The organism is Amorphoplanes friuliensis DSM 7358 (assembly GCF_000494755.1).
Taxonomy (GTDB): Bacteria; Actinomycetota; Actinomycetes; order Mycobacteriales; family Micromonosporaceae; genus Actinoplanes; species Actinoplanes friuliensis.
In genome coordinates, this window is sequence record NC_022657.1 from 6194922 (window position 1) to 6212891 (window position 17970).

The 17970-nt window shown below is 70.4% G+C and carries 15 protein-coding genes; 6 read left to right on the top strand and 9 right to left on the bottom strand.

Annotated features, from left to right (window positions below):
• The 3 genes from AFR_RS28605 to AFR_RS28615 all read right to left on the bottom strand — a co-directional run bounded on the left by AFR_RS28605 (position 1) and on the right by AFR_RS28615 (position 9079).
• Positions 1-4695, bottom strand: coding sequence for a diguanylate cyclase (locus AFR_RS28605; protein WP_023560294.1), 4695 nt, complete (start codon positions 4693-4695; stop codon positions 1-3).
• A gap of 83 nt (positions 4696-4778) precedes the next feature.
• Positions 4779-6986, bottom strand: a complete 2208-nt coding sequence (locus AFR_RS28610; protein ID WP_023560295.1) for a glycoside hydrolase family 97 protein — start codon at positions 6984-6986, stop codon at positions 4779-4781.
• 20 nt (positions 6987-7006) lie between these two features.
• Positions 7007-9079 (bottom strand): PQQ-dependent sugar dehydrogenase, encoded by a 2073-nt coding sequence (locus tag AFR_RS28615; protein WP_023560296.1) that lies wholly within the window; start codon positions 9077-9079, stop codon positions 7007-7009.
• Between the two features lie 168 nt (positions 9080-9247).
• On the opposite strand from AFR_RS28615, the gene AFR_RS28620 reads away from it, so the two are divergent.
• Entirely contained in the window at positions 9248-9706 is a 459-nt protein-coding gene (locus tag AFR_RS28620) for a hypothetical protein (protein ID WP_023560297.1), read from the top strand.
• Between the two features lie 13 nt (positions 9707-9719).
• Here AFR_RS28620 and AFR_RS28625 read toward each other — a convergent pair whose 3' ends face one another.
• Both AFR_RS28625 and AFR_RS28630 read right to left on the bottom strand, forming a co-directional pair.
• Positions 9720-10832 (bottom strand): HAMP domain-containing sensor histidine kinase, encoded by a 1113-nt coding sequence (locus AFR_RS28625; protein ID WP_041841210.1) that lies wholly within the window; start codon positions 10830-10832, stop codon positions 9720-9722.
• The gene (locus AFR_RS28630) at positions 10829-11488 is read right to left on the bottom strand and encodes a response regulator transcription factor (protein WP_023560299.1); all 660 of its coding nucleotides are present in this window, start codon (positions 11486-11488) and stop codon (positions 10829-10831) included. The genes AFR_RS28625 and AFR_RS28630 overlap by 4 nt, the downstream gene beginning before the upstream one ends.
• A 144-nt stretch (positions 11489-11632) precedes the next feature.
• Here AFR_RS28630 and AFR_RS28635 point away from each other — a divergent pair, with 144 nt between their 5' ends.
• From AFR_RS28635 to bluB, 5 genes are all read left to right on the top strand, one after another.
• Positions 11633-12514 carry a S1 family peptidase gene (locus tag AFR_RS28635; RefSeq protein ID WP_023560300.1) on the top strand — a complete coding sequence of 294 codons (882 nt, stop codon included), beginning with the start codon at positions 11633-11635 and terminating at the stop codon, positions 12512-12514.
• A 42-nt stretch (positions 12515-12556) separates the two neighbouring features.
• Positions 12557-12901, top strand: coding sequence for an ArsR/SmtB family transcription factor (locus AFR_RS28640; protein WP_023560301.1), 345 nt, complete (start codon positions 12557-12559; stop codon positions 12899-12901).
• Positions 12898-13386, top strand: coding sequence for an SRPBCC domain-containing protein (locus tag AFR_RS28645; RefSeq protein ID WP_023560302.1), 489 nt, complete (start codon positions 12898-12900; stop codon positions 13384-13386). The genes AFR_RS28640 and AFR_RS28645 overlap by 4 nt, the downstream gene beginning before the upstream one ends.
• Positions 13383-13949, top strand: coding sequence for a dihydrofolate reductase family protein (locus tag AFR_RS28650; protein ID WP_023560303.1), 567 nt, complete (start codon positions 13383-13385; stop codon positions 13947-13949). The genes AFR_RS28645 and AFR_RS28650 overlap by 4 nt, the downstream gene beginning before the upstream one ends.
• A 94-nt stretch (positions 13950-14043) precedes the next feature.
• Positions 14044-14700 carry a 5,6-dimethylbenzimidazole synthase gene (gene bluB / locus AFR_RS28655; protein ID WP_023560304.1) on the top strand — a complete coding sequence of 219 codons (657 nt, stop codon included), beginning with the start codon at positions 14044-14046 and terminating at the stop codon, positions 14698-14700.
• Positions 14701-14840: 140 nt separating this feature from the next.
• Here the strand turns inward: bluB and AFR_RS28660 are convergent, their stop codons facing one another.
• The 4 genes from AFR_RS28660 to AFR_RS28675 form a co-directional block, all read right to left on the bottom strand.
• The gene (locus AFR_RS28660) at positions 14841-15425 is read right to left on the bottom strand and encodes a transglutaminase-like domain-containing protein (protein WP_023560305.1); all 585 of its coding nucleotides are present in this window, start codon (positions 15423-15425) and stop codon (positions 14841-14843) included.
• A 147-nt stretch (positions 15426-15572) separates the two neighbouring features.
• Positions 15573-16487, bottom strand: coding sequence for an NADP-dependent oxidoreductase (locus AFR_RS28665; RefSeq protein WP_023560306.1), 915 nt, complete (start codon positions 16485-16487; stop codon positions 15573-15575).
• Positions 16484-16945 carry a cupin domain-containing protein gene (locus AFR_RS28670; RefSeq protein WP_023560307.1) on the bottom strand — a complete coding sequence of 154 codons (462 nt, stop codon included), beginning with the start codon at positions 16943-16945 and terminating at the stop codon, positions 16484-16486. Before AFR_RS28670 ends, AFR_RS28665 begins: the two co-directional genes overlap by 4 nt.
• A 14-nt stretch (positions 16946-16959) precedes the next feature.
• Positions 16960-17913 (bottom strand): AraC-like ligand-binding domain-containing protein, encoded by a 954-nt coding sequence (locus AFR_RS28675; RefSeq protein ID WP_023560308.1) that lies wholly within the window; start codon positions 17911-17913, stop codon positions 16960-16962.
• Positions 17914-17970: the final 57 nt, after the last annotated feature.

The window sequence follows — 17970 nt, forward strand, 5'->3', positions numbered from 1 at the left end:
CTACAACGCATCGGACATGACTCGGTTGCGGCCGTGTTGTTTGGCCTGGTAGAGCTCGGCGTCCGCGGAGTCGACCAGGAGCTGCGGGCCGCTGTCCGGGCCGGGGACGATGCTGGCGACGCCGATGCTGACCGTGACCAGGCCGGCGGGGGCGGCGGCGTGGGGTTCGGTGAGGGCGAGGACCGCTGAGCGGGCGCGTTCGGCGATGGCCAGGGCTGTGGCGGGGTCGGCGCCCGGGAGGATCAGGGCGAACTCCTCGCCGCCGTAGCGGGCGACCAGGTCGCTGGTGCGGATCACGCCGGTGAGGGCCGCGGCGACCCGGCGCAGGCAGGCGTCGCCGGCCGGGTGGCCGTAGCGGTCGTTGTAGAGCTTGAAGTGGTCCACGTCGATCATGGCAATGGACAGCGGTTCGTGGCGTTCGGCGCCGTCGTGCCAGGCAGTGGCCAGGCGGGTGTCGAGCTGGCGGCGGTTCGCCAGGCCGGTGAGGGCGTCGGTGCTGCTCAGGATCTGGAGTTGCTCGTTGGCGCGGTGCAGTTCCTCGGTGCGTTCGGCGACGGTGGCTTCCAGCGAGGCGTAGACCCGCGCGTTCTCGATCGAGACGGCGAGCTGGCCGGCGATCAGCAGGACGGCGTCGAGGCGGTCGGCGGTGAAGGCGGCCCGGGCCAGCCTGTTCTCCAGGACGAGGATCGCCAGCGGTGTGCCCTGGATCAGCACCGGGATGACCAGCAGAGAACAGAATTCCAGGCCCGCCAGGTACGGGTCACGGGCGAAGCGGTCGTCCCGGGCGGCATCGGCGACCAGCAACGGCTCGCGGGTGCGCTGTACGTACCGGACGGCGGTCAGCGGCAGTGACGTCTCGGCCGGCAGGACCCATTCGGTGCCTTCGCGCACGAGCATGCGGATGTGGCTGGCGCCGGTGAGCGTACCGAGGATGTCGGTGACGCGGTCGCGCAGACGATCGAGCCGGGTCTCGGAGCTGAGCGCCCGGGACGCGGTCAGGATCGCCATCAGGTCCACGTCCTGCGCCGCCAGCGTGGTGGTGTGGCCGACGTTCACGCTGGTCCGCGACGGGGTGACGGTCCGCAGGAACGGGTGGGCACGCTCGAGAGCCCGCAGTTTGGCGGTGGCGCCCCAGGTGCCGTAGAGGTCGTGGGCGTCGGCGAGCAGGCGGCGGCCGTGGAATTCCCGGCCCTCCTGCAGGTGCAGCAGGGCGGCGCGCTCGGTGATCAGTGCGCGGTGCCAGGGACGGCAGCGGTTGCCCAGGTCGTTCAGCGCGGCGTCGAAGGCCCGCAACGCGGCGTGGTGGTCACCGGCGGTCCAGGCCAGCTCGGCGTCGGCGAAGTGGACCAGGTGGCGGAAGTTGTCCGGCGCGTCCGCGGCCCGTGCGGCAAGCCAGTCGCGGGCGGTACGGCGGTGCTGCTCGGGGCCGTCGGCCAGGGCGAGCAGCAGGTGCACGGTGGAGGTGGAGTAGCTCGCTCCGATGTAGGTGCTCAGGCCGGCCGCGGCCGCCGAGTGTTCGCGCAGGCCGGAGCGGTCGCCGAAGATCGCCGCGGCCAGGGCCCGGGTGGTGTGCTCGTACGCCACCGCCATGGGATTGGTGCTCCTGCCCCGCTCGTAGGCGGTCGCGTCGAAGCCCGGAGACACCGGTTGGCCCTGCAGGACGCTGACCAGGTGACGGAACTGGTAGGTCGTGGCCGCCGCCTGCTCGTTGCCGCTGCGGGCGGCCAGCGCGACGCCCGCCGTGACCTCGGCGGCGTAGGACACGAGGTCGGGTGCGCAGTCGATCGACGACGGCACCGAGGTGTGGAAGGTGGCCACCGCGAACTGCAGGTCACCGGAGCGCAGGAGCTCCTCGCGGGCCTGGCGGGCGAGGCTGACGGCGTTCTCGACCGGCTCGAACCAGTGGGTGGTGCTGACCGAGGCGAGGAACCGGCCCACCGCGGTCTCCGGCGCCCAGCCACGGGCCTCGCCGACCGCAGTGACGTGCCGCAGCGTCTCGTAGCCGGTCCGGTAATCCGACCGGGCCACGATCGCCGCGATGCCGGCGTGCCCGAGTGAGCCGATGAGCTGCGGACTCGGGCCGTGGTCGTGCCAGACGCGCTGCGCGGTGACCACCAGCCAGCTCATCGTCGTCTGGGCGCCGAAGAACGACGGGGGCATCATCCTCAGGATGATCGCCGCGGCCGCGATCATGTGCGGGTCGCTGAGCTCGGCGCGGGCGGCGTCCGATCGCCTGTCGGCGCCTGCTGCCCAGTCGCGGAGTTCTTCGAGGCCACGGTCCACCTCGGCCTCGATCGTCTCCGGGGCCGGGACGTCGAGGCCGAGCAGGCGCAGCACGGCCAGGCCCAGGTCGACGGCCTCGCGCGGGCGTCCGCGTACGGTGAGGCCGGTGATCTGCGCGGGTGTCGCCGTGGCGAGGTCGAGCGGGTCCGGGCGCTGCACGATCTCGCGGTAGAGCCCGTCGGCCTCGGCGAGCCGCCCGAGGTCGCACAGTGTCCGGTGCCGGTCGATCAGCACGGCCGACCGCAGCTCCTGATCATCGTCGCCGGCCAGGGCGAGCGCGCCCGCGAGATAGCGCTCCGCCGTCACCTGGTTGACGACCTTGAGCCCGGCCGCCGTCGTGGCCAGCAACCGGGCGACCTCCAGCCGTTCGTCCCGGTCCTGGACCACCGGGTACGCGGCCAGATACTGCTGCGCCGCGAGTGAGCTCTCCCCCGCCGCCCGCAGCCGGCGGGCGAGCACGAGGTGCAGGAGCCGGCGCCCGGTCGTCCCGAGGCTGTCGTGCGCGGCCTGCTGCACGCGGTCGTGCCGGAACCGCACCACGGCGTCGTCGGTCGTGATCAGCCCGTCCCGCAGGGCCGGTTCCAGACGGCCTCCGAGCCATTCGTCAGGCACCGGGTACGCGGTGAGCAGCACCGGGAGCTCGACCTCGGCGCCGAGACAGGCCATCACCTTGACCAGCTGCCGTGCCGGACGGGGCAACCGCGCGATCCGGGCCGCCAGCAGGTGCACGACGTCACCGTCACCCACATAGGTACGCACAGCCGCGGCGTCCCAGTTCCACCCGCCGTCCTCGGCGACCAGCAGACCGTCGCGGCGCAGCGCGTTGACGAACTCGACCGTGTCGAACGGGTTGCCGGCGGTGTGCGCGCCGACCGCGTCCGCCAGCTGCGCGGCCCGGTCCGCCGGGAGTCGCAGCATCTCGGCGAGCAGGGCCGCGATGTCGCCGGGCGGCAGGTTAGCCAGCCTCAGCGTCGCCGGCCCGTCCGGCCCCCGGGACCACCGGTCGAGCAGCCGCGCGAAAGGATGGGCCGGATCAAGATCAGCCTCCCGGTACGCCCCGACGACGAGCAGCCCGGGCACACGCTCCTCGACGAGCTTCTCGACAAAGGCGACCGGGGTGGCAGCGGCCCACTGGAGGTCGTCGATGATCATGACGACCGGTCGTTCGGCCGAGACGACGGCCCGCAACGCCCCGAGCCCGGCCGCGAACAACCGGGCCTGGCCCTCGGCGCGGTCGTCCGGCGGTGCCGCCGCCTCCACACCGAGCAGCGCCCCGAACTCGGGAACCATCGCGACGAGCTGTGAGGCGTCCGCGCCCGTGCGGCTTCTCAGGCGGTCGCGCAGCTCGGCGAGCGACTCCTCAGGCTCGGCCAGCAGCAACCGGCCCAGGCCCTGCAGCGCCTGCGTGACAGCGTTGCGGGCGTCCGCACGGTACTGGTCGAACTTGCCGCTGATCAGCCAGCCGCCGGCTGCGGTCACGGGCGGTCGCAGCTCGTCGATGAGGCTGCTCTTGCCCACACCGGGTGGGCCGGAGACCAGCACGGCCCCACTGCCACCGCAGGCGGCCTGCGCGAAGATCTCGCGCAGACGGTCGCACTCGCTGTCCCGTCCGACCAGCCGCGACGGCGGCGCCAGGCGGGCGGCGAAGTCCCTCTCCCCCAGCGTGATCAGGTCGCCGCCGGCCCGCGCGAGGTCGTACGCGAGACCTTCGGCGCTCTGGTAACGCCGGTCCGGTTCCTTCTCCAGCAGCCGGGCGATGACGGCGGAGAGCGCCGGTGGTGTCGCCGGTTCGATCGCGGCGGCCGGCTCGGGAACCCGGGCCAGGTGATCGTGGATCAGGCGCAGCGGGTCGTGGCGGCCGAACGGCGGCTGCCCGGTGGCCAGCTCGTAAAGGGTCGCACCCAGCGCGTAGAGGTCACTGCGGTGGTCGACCGCCCGGCCGGTCCGCCCGGTCTGCTCCGGCGCGAGGTAGGCCAGCGTGCCGGCGATCATGCTCTCGTGGGTGAAGCCGGGTCGTTCCTCGGCCGCGGTGGTGGCCAGCTCGAAGTCGATCAGGACCGGTGCGCCGTCCACGAGCATCACGTTGGCCGGGTTGATGTCCTTGTGGACCACGCCGGCCGCGTGGACCGAGGCCACGACCTCGGCCAGGCGCCGCCCCAGCTCGTGCAGTCCGGGTGCCCGGACCGCGGAGGCCAGAGTGGTGTCGCCGCAGTCCTGGAGCAGCAGCACGCCGGGCTCGGCGGGGCCGGCCCGCTGCACCACACCCGGGGTGCCCGCGAGACGATCGAGCACGTCGGCCTCACGCCGGGCGCGGATCACCGCGTCGGCTCCGGCGTACTCCTTGCGGACGACGGTCCGGCCGTTCGCGCCTGCCACCCGCAGCACGCGAGTCCGCTCGCTGCGGTAGAGCAACCCCGTGCCTCCCTGTCCCCCTCCCGATCATTGCAGGTGTGGCTGACCTGTGCCGCCGATTGACCGATCGGATCCCGGAGGTGTCAGGAGCGCGACCACCGCTGGTTGCCGCCGCCGGTGCAGGGCCAGATCTGCAGCTGGGTGCCGTTGGCCGTCGCGGCGCCGACCGCGTCCAGGCACTTGCCGGAGGCCACGCTCACCACGGCGCCGTCGGTGGTGACGTTCCACTGCTGATTGGTGCCGCCGGTGCAGTCGAAGATGGTCACCGGCGTCCCGTCCGCCGTGCCGCCGCCGTCGACGTCCAGGCATTTGGTGCCGTAGACCTTCAACTCCCGCGCGGCCGTCGCCGTCCAGGTCTGGTTCGCGCTGCCGTGGCAGTCGAACAGCTCGACCCGGGTGCGGTTGACCTCGGTGCTGAACGGCACGTCGACGCAGCGTCCGGAGGCCTGACCGCGCAGGACACTGATCGGCGTCCCGCAGGTGGTCAGACCGGCCGTGTACGGGCAGGCGACCGAGGCGAAGCCGCCGCGTTCCAGCATCGCCACGGACAGGGTGGAGGTGCTGGTGACGACGCTGGTCTCGCGTACCAGAGAGGAGTTCGATCCGTCACGGACGGTCTCCAGCAGCCACTGACCGCTGCCCAGGAAACTCAGCGGGGTCGCGTAGGTCCGGGCGGACTGGGCGGAGATGCCGCCGAGGTACCACCGGCCGGCGTTACGGCGGGCGAAGTACGCGTCCTGGCCGGGCCGGCCGCCGAGCAGCCTGCTCTCGTCCCAGGTGGTCGGCAGCTGGTTGAGGATGCGCAGCGCCTCGGGCCGCGACTCGTAGCTCTCCGGGTTGTCACCGAGGTGCTGCCACCCGGACTCGAAGACGATCGCGGTGGCGAGCTCGTGCGCCGGGGTGGTGTCGCGGTTGAACGGGCTGAAGATGACCGGGGTGTAGTCCATGCTCGCGATGACGTTGCGGTTGAACGGCAGGATCGTGTTCTTCGCCGCGCGCAGGTACTGCTCGGCGCCGTGGACCGCTTCGGCCGTCAGCACGTGCGGCCAGGTGCGCTGCATGCCGCGCGGTGTGGCCGAGCCGTGAAAGTTGATCATGATTTGCAGCTCGGCGGTCCGGGCCAGGATCGCGTCGTACCACTGCAGGGTCGGCTGGGTGAACTCGTAGCTGAAGTCGACCTTGATGCCGGCCGCACCCCAGCTCTTGATCCGCGGCAACCAGGTCTCGCGTTGCGCCGCGGTCCACAGACCGCTGGAGTTGAACCACAGGATCACCTGCACACCGCGCGACTTCGCGTAGGCGATCACGCCGGGGGCCCAGCTCTCCTGCCAGCCCTCGTCGATGAGCACGTACCCCCAGCCGTTGCGGGCGGCGAAGTCGATGTACTGCCGTTGCCGGCTCTCGCTGGACGGGCTGGCGTGCTCGGTCAGCCAGGACCAGGCCACGGTGTCGGGCCGCACCCAGGACGGGTTCGCGATCCGTGACGGCGCGGAGAGGTCGTCGACCAGCGTCGACTGCGTGACCGAGGCGAGACTGCCGACCGCCGCGGTACGCCACGGCGTCGCCAGCGGCAGCGTCGTGGTGATCGCCCCGTCCAGCACGGTGCCGTACGTGCCCGACCCGGACGAGTGGGTCAGGCTGGCCGCGGCGTACCGCCCGTCGAGGTTCGTCTCGGCGACCAGCGCGAAGGCCCCGCCGGACTCGAACAGTGCCGGCACCCGGAAGGTGCCGCTCGCCGCGGCTCCGGCGGTCGTCTGCACCGGGTAACCCTGGTCCTCCGGGTGGGCCGGGAGCAGCCAGGCGTTCGAGGACGCCGGCACGGTCCACGACGTCGCCTCGCGGCGTACCGTGACCGATCCGCTGCCGGGCAGCACGTACCGGTAGGCGGCCCCTGTGTCGGAGGCCCGCACCACGACGTCCAGCCGGGCCCCGCCGGTGCCGGTGAACGACAGTGTGGTCTCGCTGTAGACCGTCGAGCGGCTGCGCTGCTTGCCGGTGGTCATCGTGTACGCCTCGGTGACCGTACGGTCGGACCGGCCCGTGAAGGTGAGGTTGCGGGTCAGATCGGCGGTGCTGGTCTCGATGCCGATGGCCGAGGGTGACAGCACGGCACGGCCCTGGCTCGACACCCCGAACGACAGGGTGCCGTTGTCGTTCAGGGTCACCTGGGCCGCGGTCGGCGAACCGGTGGACGGGCCGGTGACCGTCCAGGTAGTCGCCGCGGACGCGGGTGCGGGAGTGACGACCACAACCGCCGCCGACAGCAGCGAGGCCAGAGCGCAGCGCAGCATGGGGATGCCCTTCGAGTGCTTCAGCCGTTCAGGGTGACGTGCAGGATCTTGGCGTCGGTGTTGTTCGGGATGCTGTCCTTGTCGCCGCCGTTGCTGGTGGTCAGCCACAGCCCACCGTCCGGGGCCGGTTCCACGGTGCGCAGCCGCCCGTAGATCCCGGTGAAGTACGCCTGCACGCCGGTCAGCTCGGTCCCGCTGATGACCGCGCGGTACATGCGCTCACCCCGCTCACAGGCGATGTAGAGCACGTCGCGCACCACGGCGATGCCCGCACACGAACCGTCCGAGGTCGGGTAGGTCCTCTTCGGAGCCAGGAAACCGGCCGTGTTGCACGTGCCCGAGGTGCCCTCACACGCGGGCCAGCCGTAGTTGCCGCCCTTGGTGATCAGGTTGGTCTCGTCCATGATCGCGTTGCCGAACTCCTGCTCCCAGAGCCGCCCCTGCGAGTCGAAGGCCAGCCCTTGCGGATTGCGGTGGCCGTAACTCCACACGTAGTTGCCGAACGGGTTGTCGGACGGAACACTCCCGTCGGGGTTCAGCCGCAGCACCTTGCCGTTGAGGCTCGCCCTGTTCTGCGCGTTGTCACCGTTCTGCGCGTCGCCCGTGCTCGCGTACAGCTTGCCGTCGGGGCCGAAACGCAACCGGCCGCCGTCGTGGAACTTGTTGCGCAGGATGCCGCTGACCAGGACCTGCTTGCTGGCGAGGTCCAGGCGATCATCGACCATTTTGATCCGTACGATGCGGTTGTCGGTCGCCGAGGTGTGCATGATGTAGAGCCAGCGATCACTCGCGAACGACGCCGAGATCGCCAGACCCGTCAGGCCGCCCTCGCCGTCGGTGCTCTGCACGTCGGGCACGGTCCCGACCGTCGACCTGGCCCCGGTGGCCGGGTCGAGGCGGACGATGTCGTGCGCGTCGCGGCGGTTGTAGAGGATCGAGCCGTCGGGCAGGGTGACCAGACCCCACGGGATGTCGGTGTCGGCGCCGACCTGCCTCACCTCGCACACCGGGTTGGTGCAGCTCGACCCGGTTGTCACCGCCACCGTGTTGCTGCGGGCGGAGACGTTCGCCTGGGCGTCACGGGCCACCACGAAGTATTCGTACCGGACGGTGCCCGAAAGGCCGCTGTCGATGAACCCGGTGGCCGGAGGCGCGGACGCCGTGCCGGTGACCGCGCCGATCTTGGCGCCGCCGCGGTAGATGTCGTAGGCCCGCACACCGATGTTGTCGCTGGAAGCGTCCCAGTTCAGCGTGACGGTCGTGCCGCTCACCGCACCGGTCAGCCGGGCCGGTGCACTCGGCGGCTGGGTGTCCTCCTGGCACTGCGGCGGGGTGATCGGCACGGTCCGGCTCGCTTGCGAGACGTTGCCGGCGGCGTCGCGGGCGTTGACGTACAGGCCCCAGGTGACACCACCGACGACTGTCAGGCTGGTGGACAGCGTCGTGCCGCTCACCGACTTCATCAGCTGACCGTCGTGATAGACGTCGTAGAACGCCACCCCGACCGCGTCGGTCGACGCGTCCCAGGCGAAGGTCACCGAATCGCAGACCAGGTCGCTGACCCGCGCGTTCCCCGGCACCGTCGGCGCGGTGGTGTCGGCACTGCCCAGCGCCGTCGTCCACTTCTGGTGGCTCTGCCCGTTGCACGTCCACAAGCCCACAGGGGTGCTGTTGGCCGTCGCGCCACCGGTCACGTCCAGGCACAGCCCGGACTGAACCCCGACAACGGTCCCGTCGGTGCCGACCCGCCAGCGCTGGTTGGCCCCGCCGGTGCAGGCGTAGGTCTGCACGGCGGCCGGCGCGCTGGTGTCCTGCCCGACCACGTCGAGACACAGGGCGCCGTCGAAGACCCGCAGCTCACCGGCGGCGGTTAACTGCCAGGCCTGATTGGCCTGTCCGTTGCAGTCGTAGATATTGATGCCGGTCTGCGGTTCCGCCCGGTTACCGACAACATCCAGGCACCGCCCCGAGGCGACACCGACCACTGTCGACCCCGCGGCCGCGGAAGCCTGCACCGTCCCTGCCACCACCGCCCCGGCCGCCACCACAACCACTGCGGCTCCGGCAACCAGCGCCCTGACCCGTGTGAGCATCAGCTCTCCTGTCCGAACCACACGTCCGACGACGGCGGAAGGTCAGTTTTACATAGTTGTTCTTCGATGTATTGCCGAGCGGCCAAAACTTGCCCCACCGTCCCTCGACAACGCCTTGCTCGATCTGCCTAGCTTGGAAGAAATCCCTTCAGCACAGCGGAGAACGGTATGGCTGCTTTGCTTTCGCTCCTCGGAGCGCTCGGCATCATCGGATCTCTGCTGTTCGCCGGTTGGCAGGCGCGCGTGCTGGCCACGCAGGTCGGCCATCAGGCCACGAGGGACGGAGTGGCCACGCTCCAGGAGGCCCTCACCAGCCTTCGGGAGGTTCAGCACTACCTCGTCGAGGATCCGAGCCTCATCCCACATTTTGCGCCCGAACGCAGCCGTCTGCCGTTGGAGGATGCTGATGCGGGCAAGGTGGAGATGGTCGCCGCCATGTACTGCGACGTGCTCAACATCGGCCTGTACAACCTGTCGGCCGTCAGCACGGCGAGGCCGGAGAGCGCGTGGGCACAATACTGCGAGCACCTCCTGGCGAACTCCACCGCGATCAGGGCCGAGGTTCTGAACAAAGCTTGGGCTTACCCGCGCTTGTCGGCGATGGTCGGCCCGCAGCCGCCGGCGTGACGCAGACCCGGGTTCAGGACCGGGTGGCCGGGCCGGCCGCCTCGTCCGGGGCGGGGAAGGAGACCTGGACGTGCAGGCCGTCCTTGCCGTGGGGGGAGGCCGCGATGATGCCGTCGTGGGCGCGGGTGATCGAGCGGGCGATGGCCAGGCCCAGGCCCGCGCCGCCGCTGTGGTCGATGCGGGTGCCGGACAGGCGGCGGAACGGTTCGAAGAGGCCGGAGATCTTGTCGGCCGGGACCTCGTCGCCGGTGTTCTCGACGATCAGAGCCGGGTCGTCGCCGACCCGGACGTCCAGTGTGCCGTCCGGGCGGTTGTACTTCACGGCGTTCTGCACGAGGTTGGTGACCAGGCGTTCGAGCAGCGCCTGCTCGCCCATGACCACCCGCGGCAGCAGCGCGCTGGTGATCGTGATGCCGGCCGCAGCGGCCAGCGAGCGGTGGGCGTCGAGGACCTCCGCCGTGATGAGGTCGAGCCGCAGCGGCGTTCGCGACAGCAGACCACGGTCGCTCTCGCTGAGCACGAGCAGGCCTTCGATGAGCCGCTCGTTGCGTTCGTTGGTCTCCAGCAGTTGCGCGGTGAGCAGGGTGAGCTGGTCCTCGGTGAGGGTGCCGGCCATGCCGACCTCGATCAGGATGCGCTGCACCGCCAGGGGTGTCCGCAACTCGTGGGCGGCGTCGGCGGCGAACCGGCGCTGGGCCTCGTAACCCACCGCGATGCGGTCCATCATCTCGTCGATGGTGCGGCCGAGCACGGCCAGCTCGTCACCGCCGGGGCCGGGGCGCAGACGGTGGCCGAGGTTCTGAGGGCCGACGTTGGCGATCACCGGGGTCAGCTCCCGCAGCGGCCGCAGGCACCACCGGACCAGCGGCAGGCACGCGGCCAGGAAGATCAGCAGGATGAGCCCGCGCGTGCCGATCGTCACCAGGCTGGGCCGCCGGAAGACCTGCGCGCAGACGAAGGAGGTGTCGGTGCCGGGCGCCCGCAGGTCGGGCACCGCGCACCAGGACGGGCCGAACTCCCGCCACAGCTCGCGCAGGAACTCCGCCGCGTCCGGCACGAACTGCGCGCCGACGAGGACGATCACGCAGAGCACCAGGATCCGCCGCGCCGGCGAGGGGGCCCTCATTCTCCGAGCCGGTAGCCGATGCGGGCCACGGTGTGCAGGACGGGCGGGTCGCCCAGCTTGCGGCGCAACGTCATGACCGTCGTGCGTACGGTGTTGGTGAAGGGGTCGGTGTTCTCGTCCCAGGCCTGTTCGAGCAGGTCTTCCGCGCTGACCACCCGGCCTTCGGCGCGCAGGAGGACGTGCAGGACGGCGTACTCCTTCGGCGACAGGGACAGGGCCAGACCGTCGCGCGAGGCGGTGTGCCGGGTCACGTCCAGCACAATGCCGTCCTGTTCCAGCACCGGTGGGAGCGCCGCCACGGACCGGCGGGACAGGGCCTGCAGCCGGGCAACGAGCTCCGCGAACGCGAACGGCTTGGTCAGGTAGTCGTCGGCGCCGAGCCCGAGGCCCTCGACACGTTCGCGGATGCCGGCGGCCGCGGTCAGCATCAGCACCCGCGTACCGGAGCCGGAGCCCGCGATGTGCCGGCACACCTCGTCGCCGGTCCGGCCGGGCATGTCACGGTCGAGGACGGCCACGTCGTAGCGGTTGATGCCGAGCTTCTCCAGGGCACTCTCGCCGTCGTAGACGACGTCGACGGCCATCGACAGCCGGCGCAGCCCTTTGGCGACCATGTCGGCCAGGACGCGCTCGTCCTCAGCCACCAGCACTCGCACAGCCGTGTTCCTCCGGTCGTCGGATCAGCTGCCAGGCTCGCACGACGCAGATAAAAGATTCATAAGTCCGGCGCTGACGCACCCCTGACGGCCGCCCGCGCACGCTGATCACTCCCAGTCCCCGATCGTACGGGCGGTGTCACCTTGCGGACCACGGTACGAAGCTTTCCGGCGCTCGCCGCCCTGGCGTTCACGCTGCTGAGCGCGCATCCGGCGTACGCGATCGCCCACGGCACGAACGCGCCCGACGGCGCGTACCGGTTCTCGGTCCGGCTGACCATGACCGGGCTACCCACCGCCGATCACGGCACCCGCGACAGCTGGTGTTCCGGCGCCCTCGTCGCACCCGAATGGGTGATCACCGCGGGGCACTGCTTCCGGGACCGCGACGGCCGGCGGGTGAGCCGACCGGTGGCGGCCCGGACCACCGCCACTATCGGACGGACCGACCTGAACGGCCGGGACGGTCACGAGGTCGAGGTCGTCGAGGTCGAACAGTCGTCGACCGCCGACGTCGCCCTGGCCAGGATCAAGACCGCTGTCACCGACATCGTCCCGCTGCCGATCGAATCCGGGCCGCCCGCCGTGGGCTCGGTGATCAGACTGACCGGGTACGGCCTGACCGACGACACCACCGCCGCGGCGACCCGACGGCTGCAGACCGGCCAGTTTACCGTCGACCGCATCGGCGACTCCACGGTGGCAGCCTCCGGCCGGTCACCGAGCGAGTGGACCAGCCCGTGCCTGCACGACTCGGGCGGTCCCTACTTCGAGCAGCGGGCAGAGGGTGGTCCCGCGCTGGTCGCCGTGGTCAGCACCGGGCCGGGCTGTCCGCACCCCGGCTCCGATTTCGGCGCCCGCGTCGACAACCTCGCCGCCTGGATCGCCGCAACGACCGACGCTGACGGTGCCGGCTGGCTGGGCAGCAGGACCGCCCTGGGTCTCGGAGGTTTTGCGCTGCTCGCAGCCCTGATCGTCACGATCACAGCGGTGCGGCGACGCCTGGTGACCGCGGAGGCCCAGTGACTTCCGTTGACGGCTACTGTCCCGTCGCATAACCTTCTGGTTATGCGAAGTCTCAGCGACACGGAACTCGACAGTGCTTTCGCTGCCCTTGCAGACCCGACACGTCGTGCCATCCTCGCCCGGCTGCGCACGGGCGAGGCCGGGGTGCTGGAGCTGGCCGAGCCGTTCCCCATCAGCCAGCCCGCCATCTCCAAACACTTGAAAGTGCTCGAATCGGCCGGCCTCGTGTCGCGCCACCGCCGATCGAAGCACCATCTGTGCCGCCTCGAGCCGAGCCGCCTCAAAGACGTCGTCGACTGGCTCGGCACCTACCGCGAGTTCTGGGAAGACAGCTTCACCCGCCTCGACTCGTACGTCGAATCACTCGGCGACGAGGATGCGAAGTGAGTGAACTCCACATCGAGATGCCTCCCGACGAACCCGTCATCGCGTTCCGGCGGCTCGTGAAAGCGCCACCCGACCTCGTCTTCCGGCTCTACACCGAACCGGAGCACCTGCGTCACTGGTGGGGCCCTCGCCACCTCATCCTGACGACCTGCGACATCGACCTGCGCGTCGGTGGCCGCTACCGGCTCGTCCAGCGGGCACCCGACGGCGAGGAGTTCGGGTTCCACGGCACCTACCTCGCCATCGAACGCCCACACCGGCTTGTCAAGACCTTTGTCTACGAGGGACGACCGGACAACGAGGCGACCGACACGTTCACCTTCGAACCCGTCGGCGACGACACCCTCGTGCGATGCCGGACGGTCCACTCGTCGGTGGCGGCACGTAACGCCCACGCACAAGCCGGCGCATCACCCGGCCTGACCGCGTCGTACCAACGTCAAGCAGAACACCTGGCAACGTTCCGGAAAGGACCACCGCGATGACCGAGCTCGTCCTGAAGATGTCCATATCGCTGGACGGATACGTCGCTCGCCCGGACGGCAGCAACGATTGGATCTTTCCCAGTTACACCCCGGACGCCACCGCATGGACCGTCGAGACCCTGCGCGGCGCCGGTGCACATGTGATGGGCTCGGTGACCTACCGGGCCATGGCCGCCCACTGGCCACACGACACCAGCGACTTCGCAGCACCGATGAACGACACCCCGAAGGTGGTCTTCTCCGAGACGATGACGGCCTCGGAATGGGGCGACACCCACTTCATCTCCGGCGAGCTGGCCGAGGGCATCGCGACCCTCAAGAAGGACCGTGCTCCCGACTACCTGCTGGCCCACGGCGGCGCCGGCTTCGTACGGTCACTCTGTCGAACCGGTCTCATCGACGAGATACGGCTCCTCGTGCATCCGGTGATCCTCGGAGAGGGCGAACGGATCTTCCTCGATCCGATGGACCTGACAACGGTCGCCACAAAGGCATTCAGTGGCGGTGCCGTCGCGCACGTACTCCGCCCCGCCGCGCGGGCGCTGAGTGGCGCCCACGGGTAGCGTGCGGGCCGGTATGAAGTCTTGCGCCGCGGTGAGGTGATGATCCGGAAGTCCGGAGACGCGTGTCCGGGGTATGAGCTGCGGGAGCCTGGCTGTGAAGCATGACCTGTACGAGATCATCCACCGCCGGCGGGACGTGCGCGGCGAGTTCACCGGCGCGCCGGTGCCGGATGCCGTCCTCGATCGGATTCTGAGCGCCGCGCACGCCGCGCCCAGCGTCGGGTTGTCCCAGCCGTGGGATTTCATCGTCGTGCGGGATCGTGCACTGCGGGAGGCGTTCCACGATCATGTGCGCAGCGAGCGCGAGGTGTTCGCGGCCACGTTGGACGCTGAGGCGGCCGCCCGGTTCGCCAGAATCAAGATCGACGGGGTGCTGGAGTCGACGCTGTCGATCGTGGTCACGTACGACCAGCAGCGCGGTGGTCCCGCGGTGCTGGGCCGGCACGCGATCGCCGACGCCGGTCTTTACTCGGTGTGTCTGGCGATCGAGAACCTCTGGCTGGCGGCCACCGCTGAACGGATGGGCGTGGGGTGGGTCTCCTTCTACCGTGAGGATTTCCTGCAGGGTCTGCTCGGCATCCCGGCCGGCGTCCGGCCGGTGGCGTGGCTCTGCCTGGGCCCGGTCAGCGAGTTGCAGAAGGTGCCCGACCTGGAGCGACACGGGTGGAGTGGCCGCCGGCCCTTGCACCAGGCCCGGCACGACGACGGGTGGGGGAACCGTCCCTCGACCGGCGGCTCGGCGCAGCGATGATCGGCTGGCTGGACAGTGAGGCCGCCCTGGGTCTCGAAGGATTTGTGCTGCTCGGCCGCGGAAGCGATCGTCACCGCTCACCTCGCCCGACGAGCGGCGACCGATTCTGCCGCCTACGGCCGGCACCCACTGTCCCGGGCTCAGGGCGTAGCGGGTAGCCCGGTACGGCACAGCTCGAGAGCGTCCTGAGCACCGCGCAGGGCTGTGATCACATTGGGCGAGGGCTGCACGTGCACCTCGGCAAGATCGCGGCCGGCTGATCCCTCGGTGATCGGGTAGGCCAGCTGCTCCTGCCCGAGCCGGAACTGGGCGTCGATCCCGGTGCGGTTGCCGCGCGGATCCTGGCGATGCCACCGGCCCTCGAGGTACACGGCGACGAGGCCGTGCAGGAAGGGTTCTCCCCCGTCGTTCAGCTGCTGGTAGCACAACCCAGCCGGAACACCGGCGGCCCGGACCACCGCCACCAGCAGGTGTGACTTGGCATAGCAGAGGCCGACACCGGCGCTGAGCACCTCGCCGGCGGTGACGGTGATCCGCGGATCCTGGGCGTCCACGGAATGCCGGATCCGGTCACGAACCCATTCGAAGGCGGCCCGTGTGAAGTCGACGTCATCCGGATGCGCCGCGCGCAGTTCACCGGACAACGCCCGCACTGCCGGATGGTCCACCTCGACGACCATGTCACCGACCAGGTACTCCGTCGGTTCGCCCGCGACCAGTTGCACAACTGTCCCTTCACCCGCGCCGGTCGGATCGAGGCACCAGTGCGCCGTGGACCCGTCACGGCCTCCGAACGACCATACTCATCGCCGCCGCCCGTACGTGGTGTGTCTCGCTCGTGCTGTGTCCGGCCGGCGGTTGCCCGGCCCGGTTCAGGCTCCGGCCATGGTGATGACCAGTTTGCCGCCCTTCGGGCGCTGATCGCGTTCCAGCTCGGTCAGGGCGGGGATCGCCTCGGCCAACCCGACCGTACGGGCGATGGGCAGGCGCAGGGTCCGGGCGACCTCCTCCAGGTCGGCGGTCACCGGCCGGCCCGTCATCGTCCGGAACGGTCCGGGCAGGACGCTCCGGATCATTTTGGCCGGGGTCGGGACGATGTCGATGATGGCTCCGCCGGGCTTCAGCAGCGTCCGGGCCGTGGCCAAGGGAAGCATGCCGGGCGTGTCGAAGACGAGATCGAACCGTTCGGCGAGGGCGGCCGGGGCAAAACCGAAACCCACGACCGGGTCGACGCCGAGCTCGCGGGCCTCGTCAGTCGTAGTGTCGCGGCAGCTTCCGGCGACCGAGGCGCCCCGCGCCCGGGCAAAGTGGACGGCGGCCCGGCCCACCCCGCCCAGGCACCCGTTGACAAAGACCGCCTGCCCGGGACGGATGCCGGCCGTGGCCTGGTAGGCGGTCACGCCCACGGTCGGCAGCGCGGCGGCCTGCTCGTACGAGAGGTCCACCGGTTTGAGGACGACCGCGCTCTCCGGGACCGTCACCATTTCGGCGAACGCCCCCGCCTGCCGGAAACGAGCCCCGCCGAGCACGGCGTCGCCGGCCTGCAAGCGGGTGACGCCGGCGCCGACCGCCTCGACGACTCCGGCGAAGTCGTGCCCCATCGCCCGGGGAAAAGAGCGACCGGTCAGCAGCTTCATCTCGCCGTTGCGCATCTTCCAGTCCAGCGCGTTGGAGGCCGCCGCCCGGACGCGGACGAGCACCTCACCCGGGCCCGGGCGTGGTGGCTCGAACTCGGCGAGCCGCATCACCTCCGGGCCGCCGTAGCGGTCGTACTGAAGGCGCTTCACGAGGCGTATTCGCTGGAGATCTCGGTGGCGTAGTTCTTCCAGAGCGGTTTCATGGTTTCGGCGTTGACCGGCTGCCCCGAATCGATCATGGCCTTGAAGTCGCGGAAATACTGCACGTACAGGTCCGGTGTGAAGGTGTTCAGCATGACCGCGTTCTCGTCGCCGACGTTGGCGAACGTGTGCGGCGCCCCGGTCGGGACGATGACCCAGGTGCCCGGCCCGGCGTCGTACTGGTCCTCGCCGACGGTGAACCGGAACGTCCCCGCCAGCACGTAGAAGCCCTCGTCGTGCTGGGCATGGCGGTGCTGCAACGGGCTCGGGGTGCCCGGCGGAATGGTGACCTCGGCGAACCCCAGCCGGTGGTCGGTGTGCTCGCCGTTCTCCAGGATGCGGATCTGCTGCGCTCCGCTGCCGAGGATCTCGCCCTCACCGGGGCGGACGATGTTTACCTTCGCCACGACTTCTCCCATCGTTATCGCGTGCCTTGGTCACCACCATCCTGTTCCGGTCCGGCCGTGCGCGTCCTGGTCGTCCGCGCACGGTTGTTGGTCACCAGTGCACGGGCGTTGTAGCCGTACGTCGTCTTGAAGAGCTTGCTGAAATGGGTGGGATCGGGGAATCCCCACCGGGCGGCCACGGCGGTGACCGTACGTCCGCCCGCGGTCAGCTCGGCCCGGCAGCGCTCCAGGCGGCGGCGCCGGATCAGGGCCGCGACGGTGAGCGGCTGGTCCTCGAACAGCTTGTGCAGCCGGCGTACGGACATGTGATGGGCGGCGGCGATGCCCAGCGGGGACAGATCAGGATCGGCCAGCCGGGCCTCGATGTACCCGGCGATCCGGTTCCGCAGCCACTCGTCCGGGGCGGGTTGTTCGTCGCCCAGCCGGGCCTCCAGCGCAACCGTGATCAGCTCGATGACGGCCGCTGCCGACCGCAGCGCCTCCGCCTCACGGAACTCGGTCGCCGACCGCGCTGATTCGCGAGCCAGCACGGAGACGAGAGCGCCGGGTCCGTGGCTGCCGTCGATGCGCCGGCCGACGAGCCGGTCGATCTGCGCGGGCCGGATTCGAAGCTCCCGGCGCGGAACCAGGATGGTGACGTGCGCCGAGGCGGTGCTCTCGAACCGGAACGTCCGCGTGGGATCGAGCAGCACCAGGTCGGCCGGCCCGAGGTCGGCGTCGCCGCGCCCCTGCTCGATCCGCGTGCGGCCCCGGATCATCACCTTGATCGCCATGTTCTCGCCGTCGGAGGCGTCACGCTCCCACCCGGCACAGTCGCTCTCGGGCGTTTCGAGGGAGACCAGCCGCAGCGGCCCGAGGTCACGGGTGGTGATCCGCCCCCGGAAGCCGGCCCCGGCCAGCTTGTTGACCAGCGGCGGAAACCCGCTGGCGGCCAGCTCGTCCTGGAACGTCTCAAGGTTGCCGATCACCGCTCAACGATAGCGGCGACACCTCCGCCCGGCCTTCTGCCTTTATGCCGCATCATG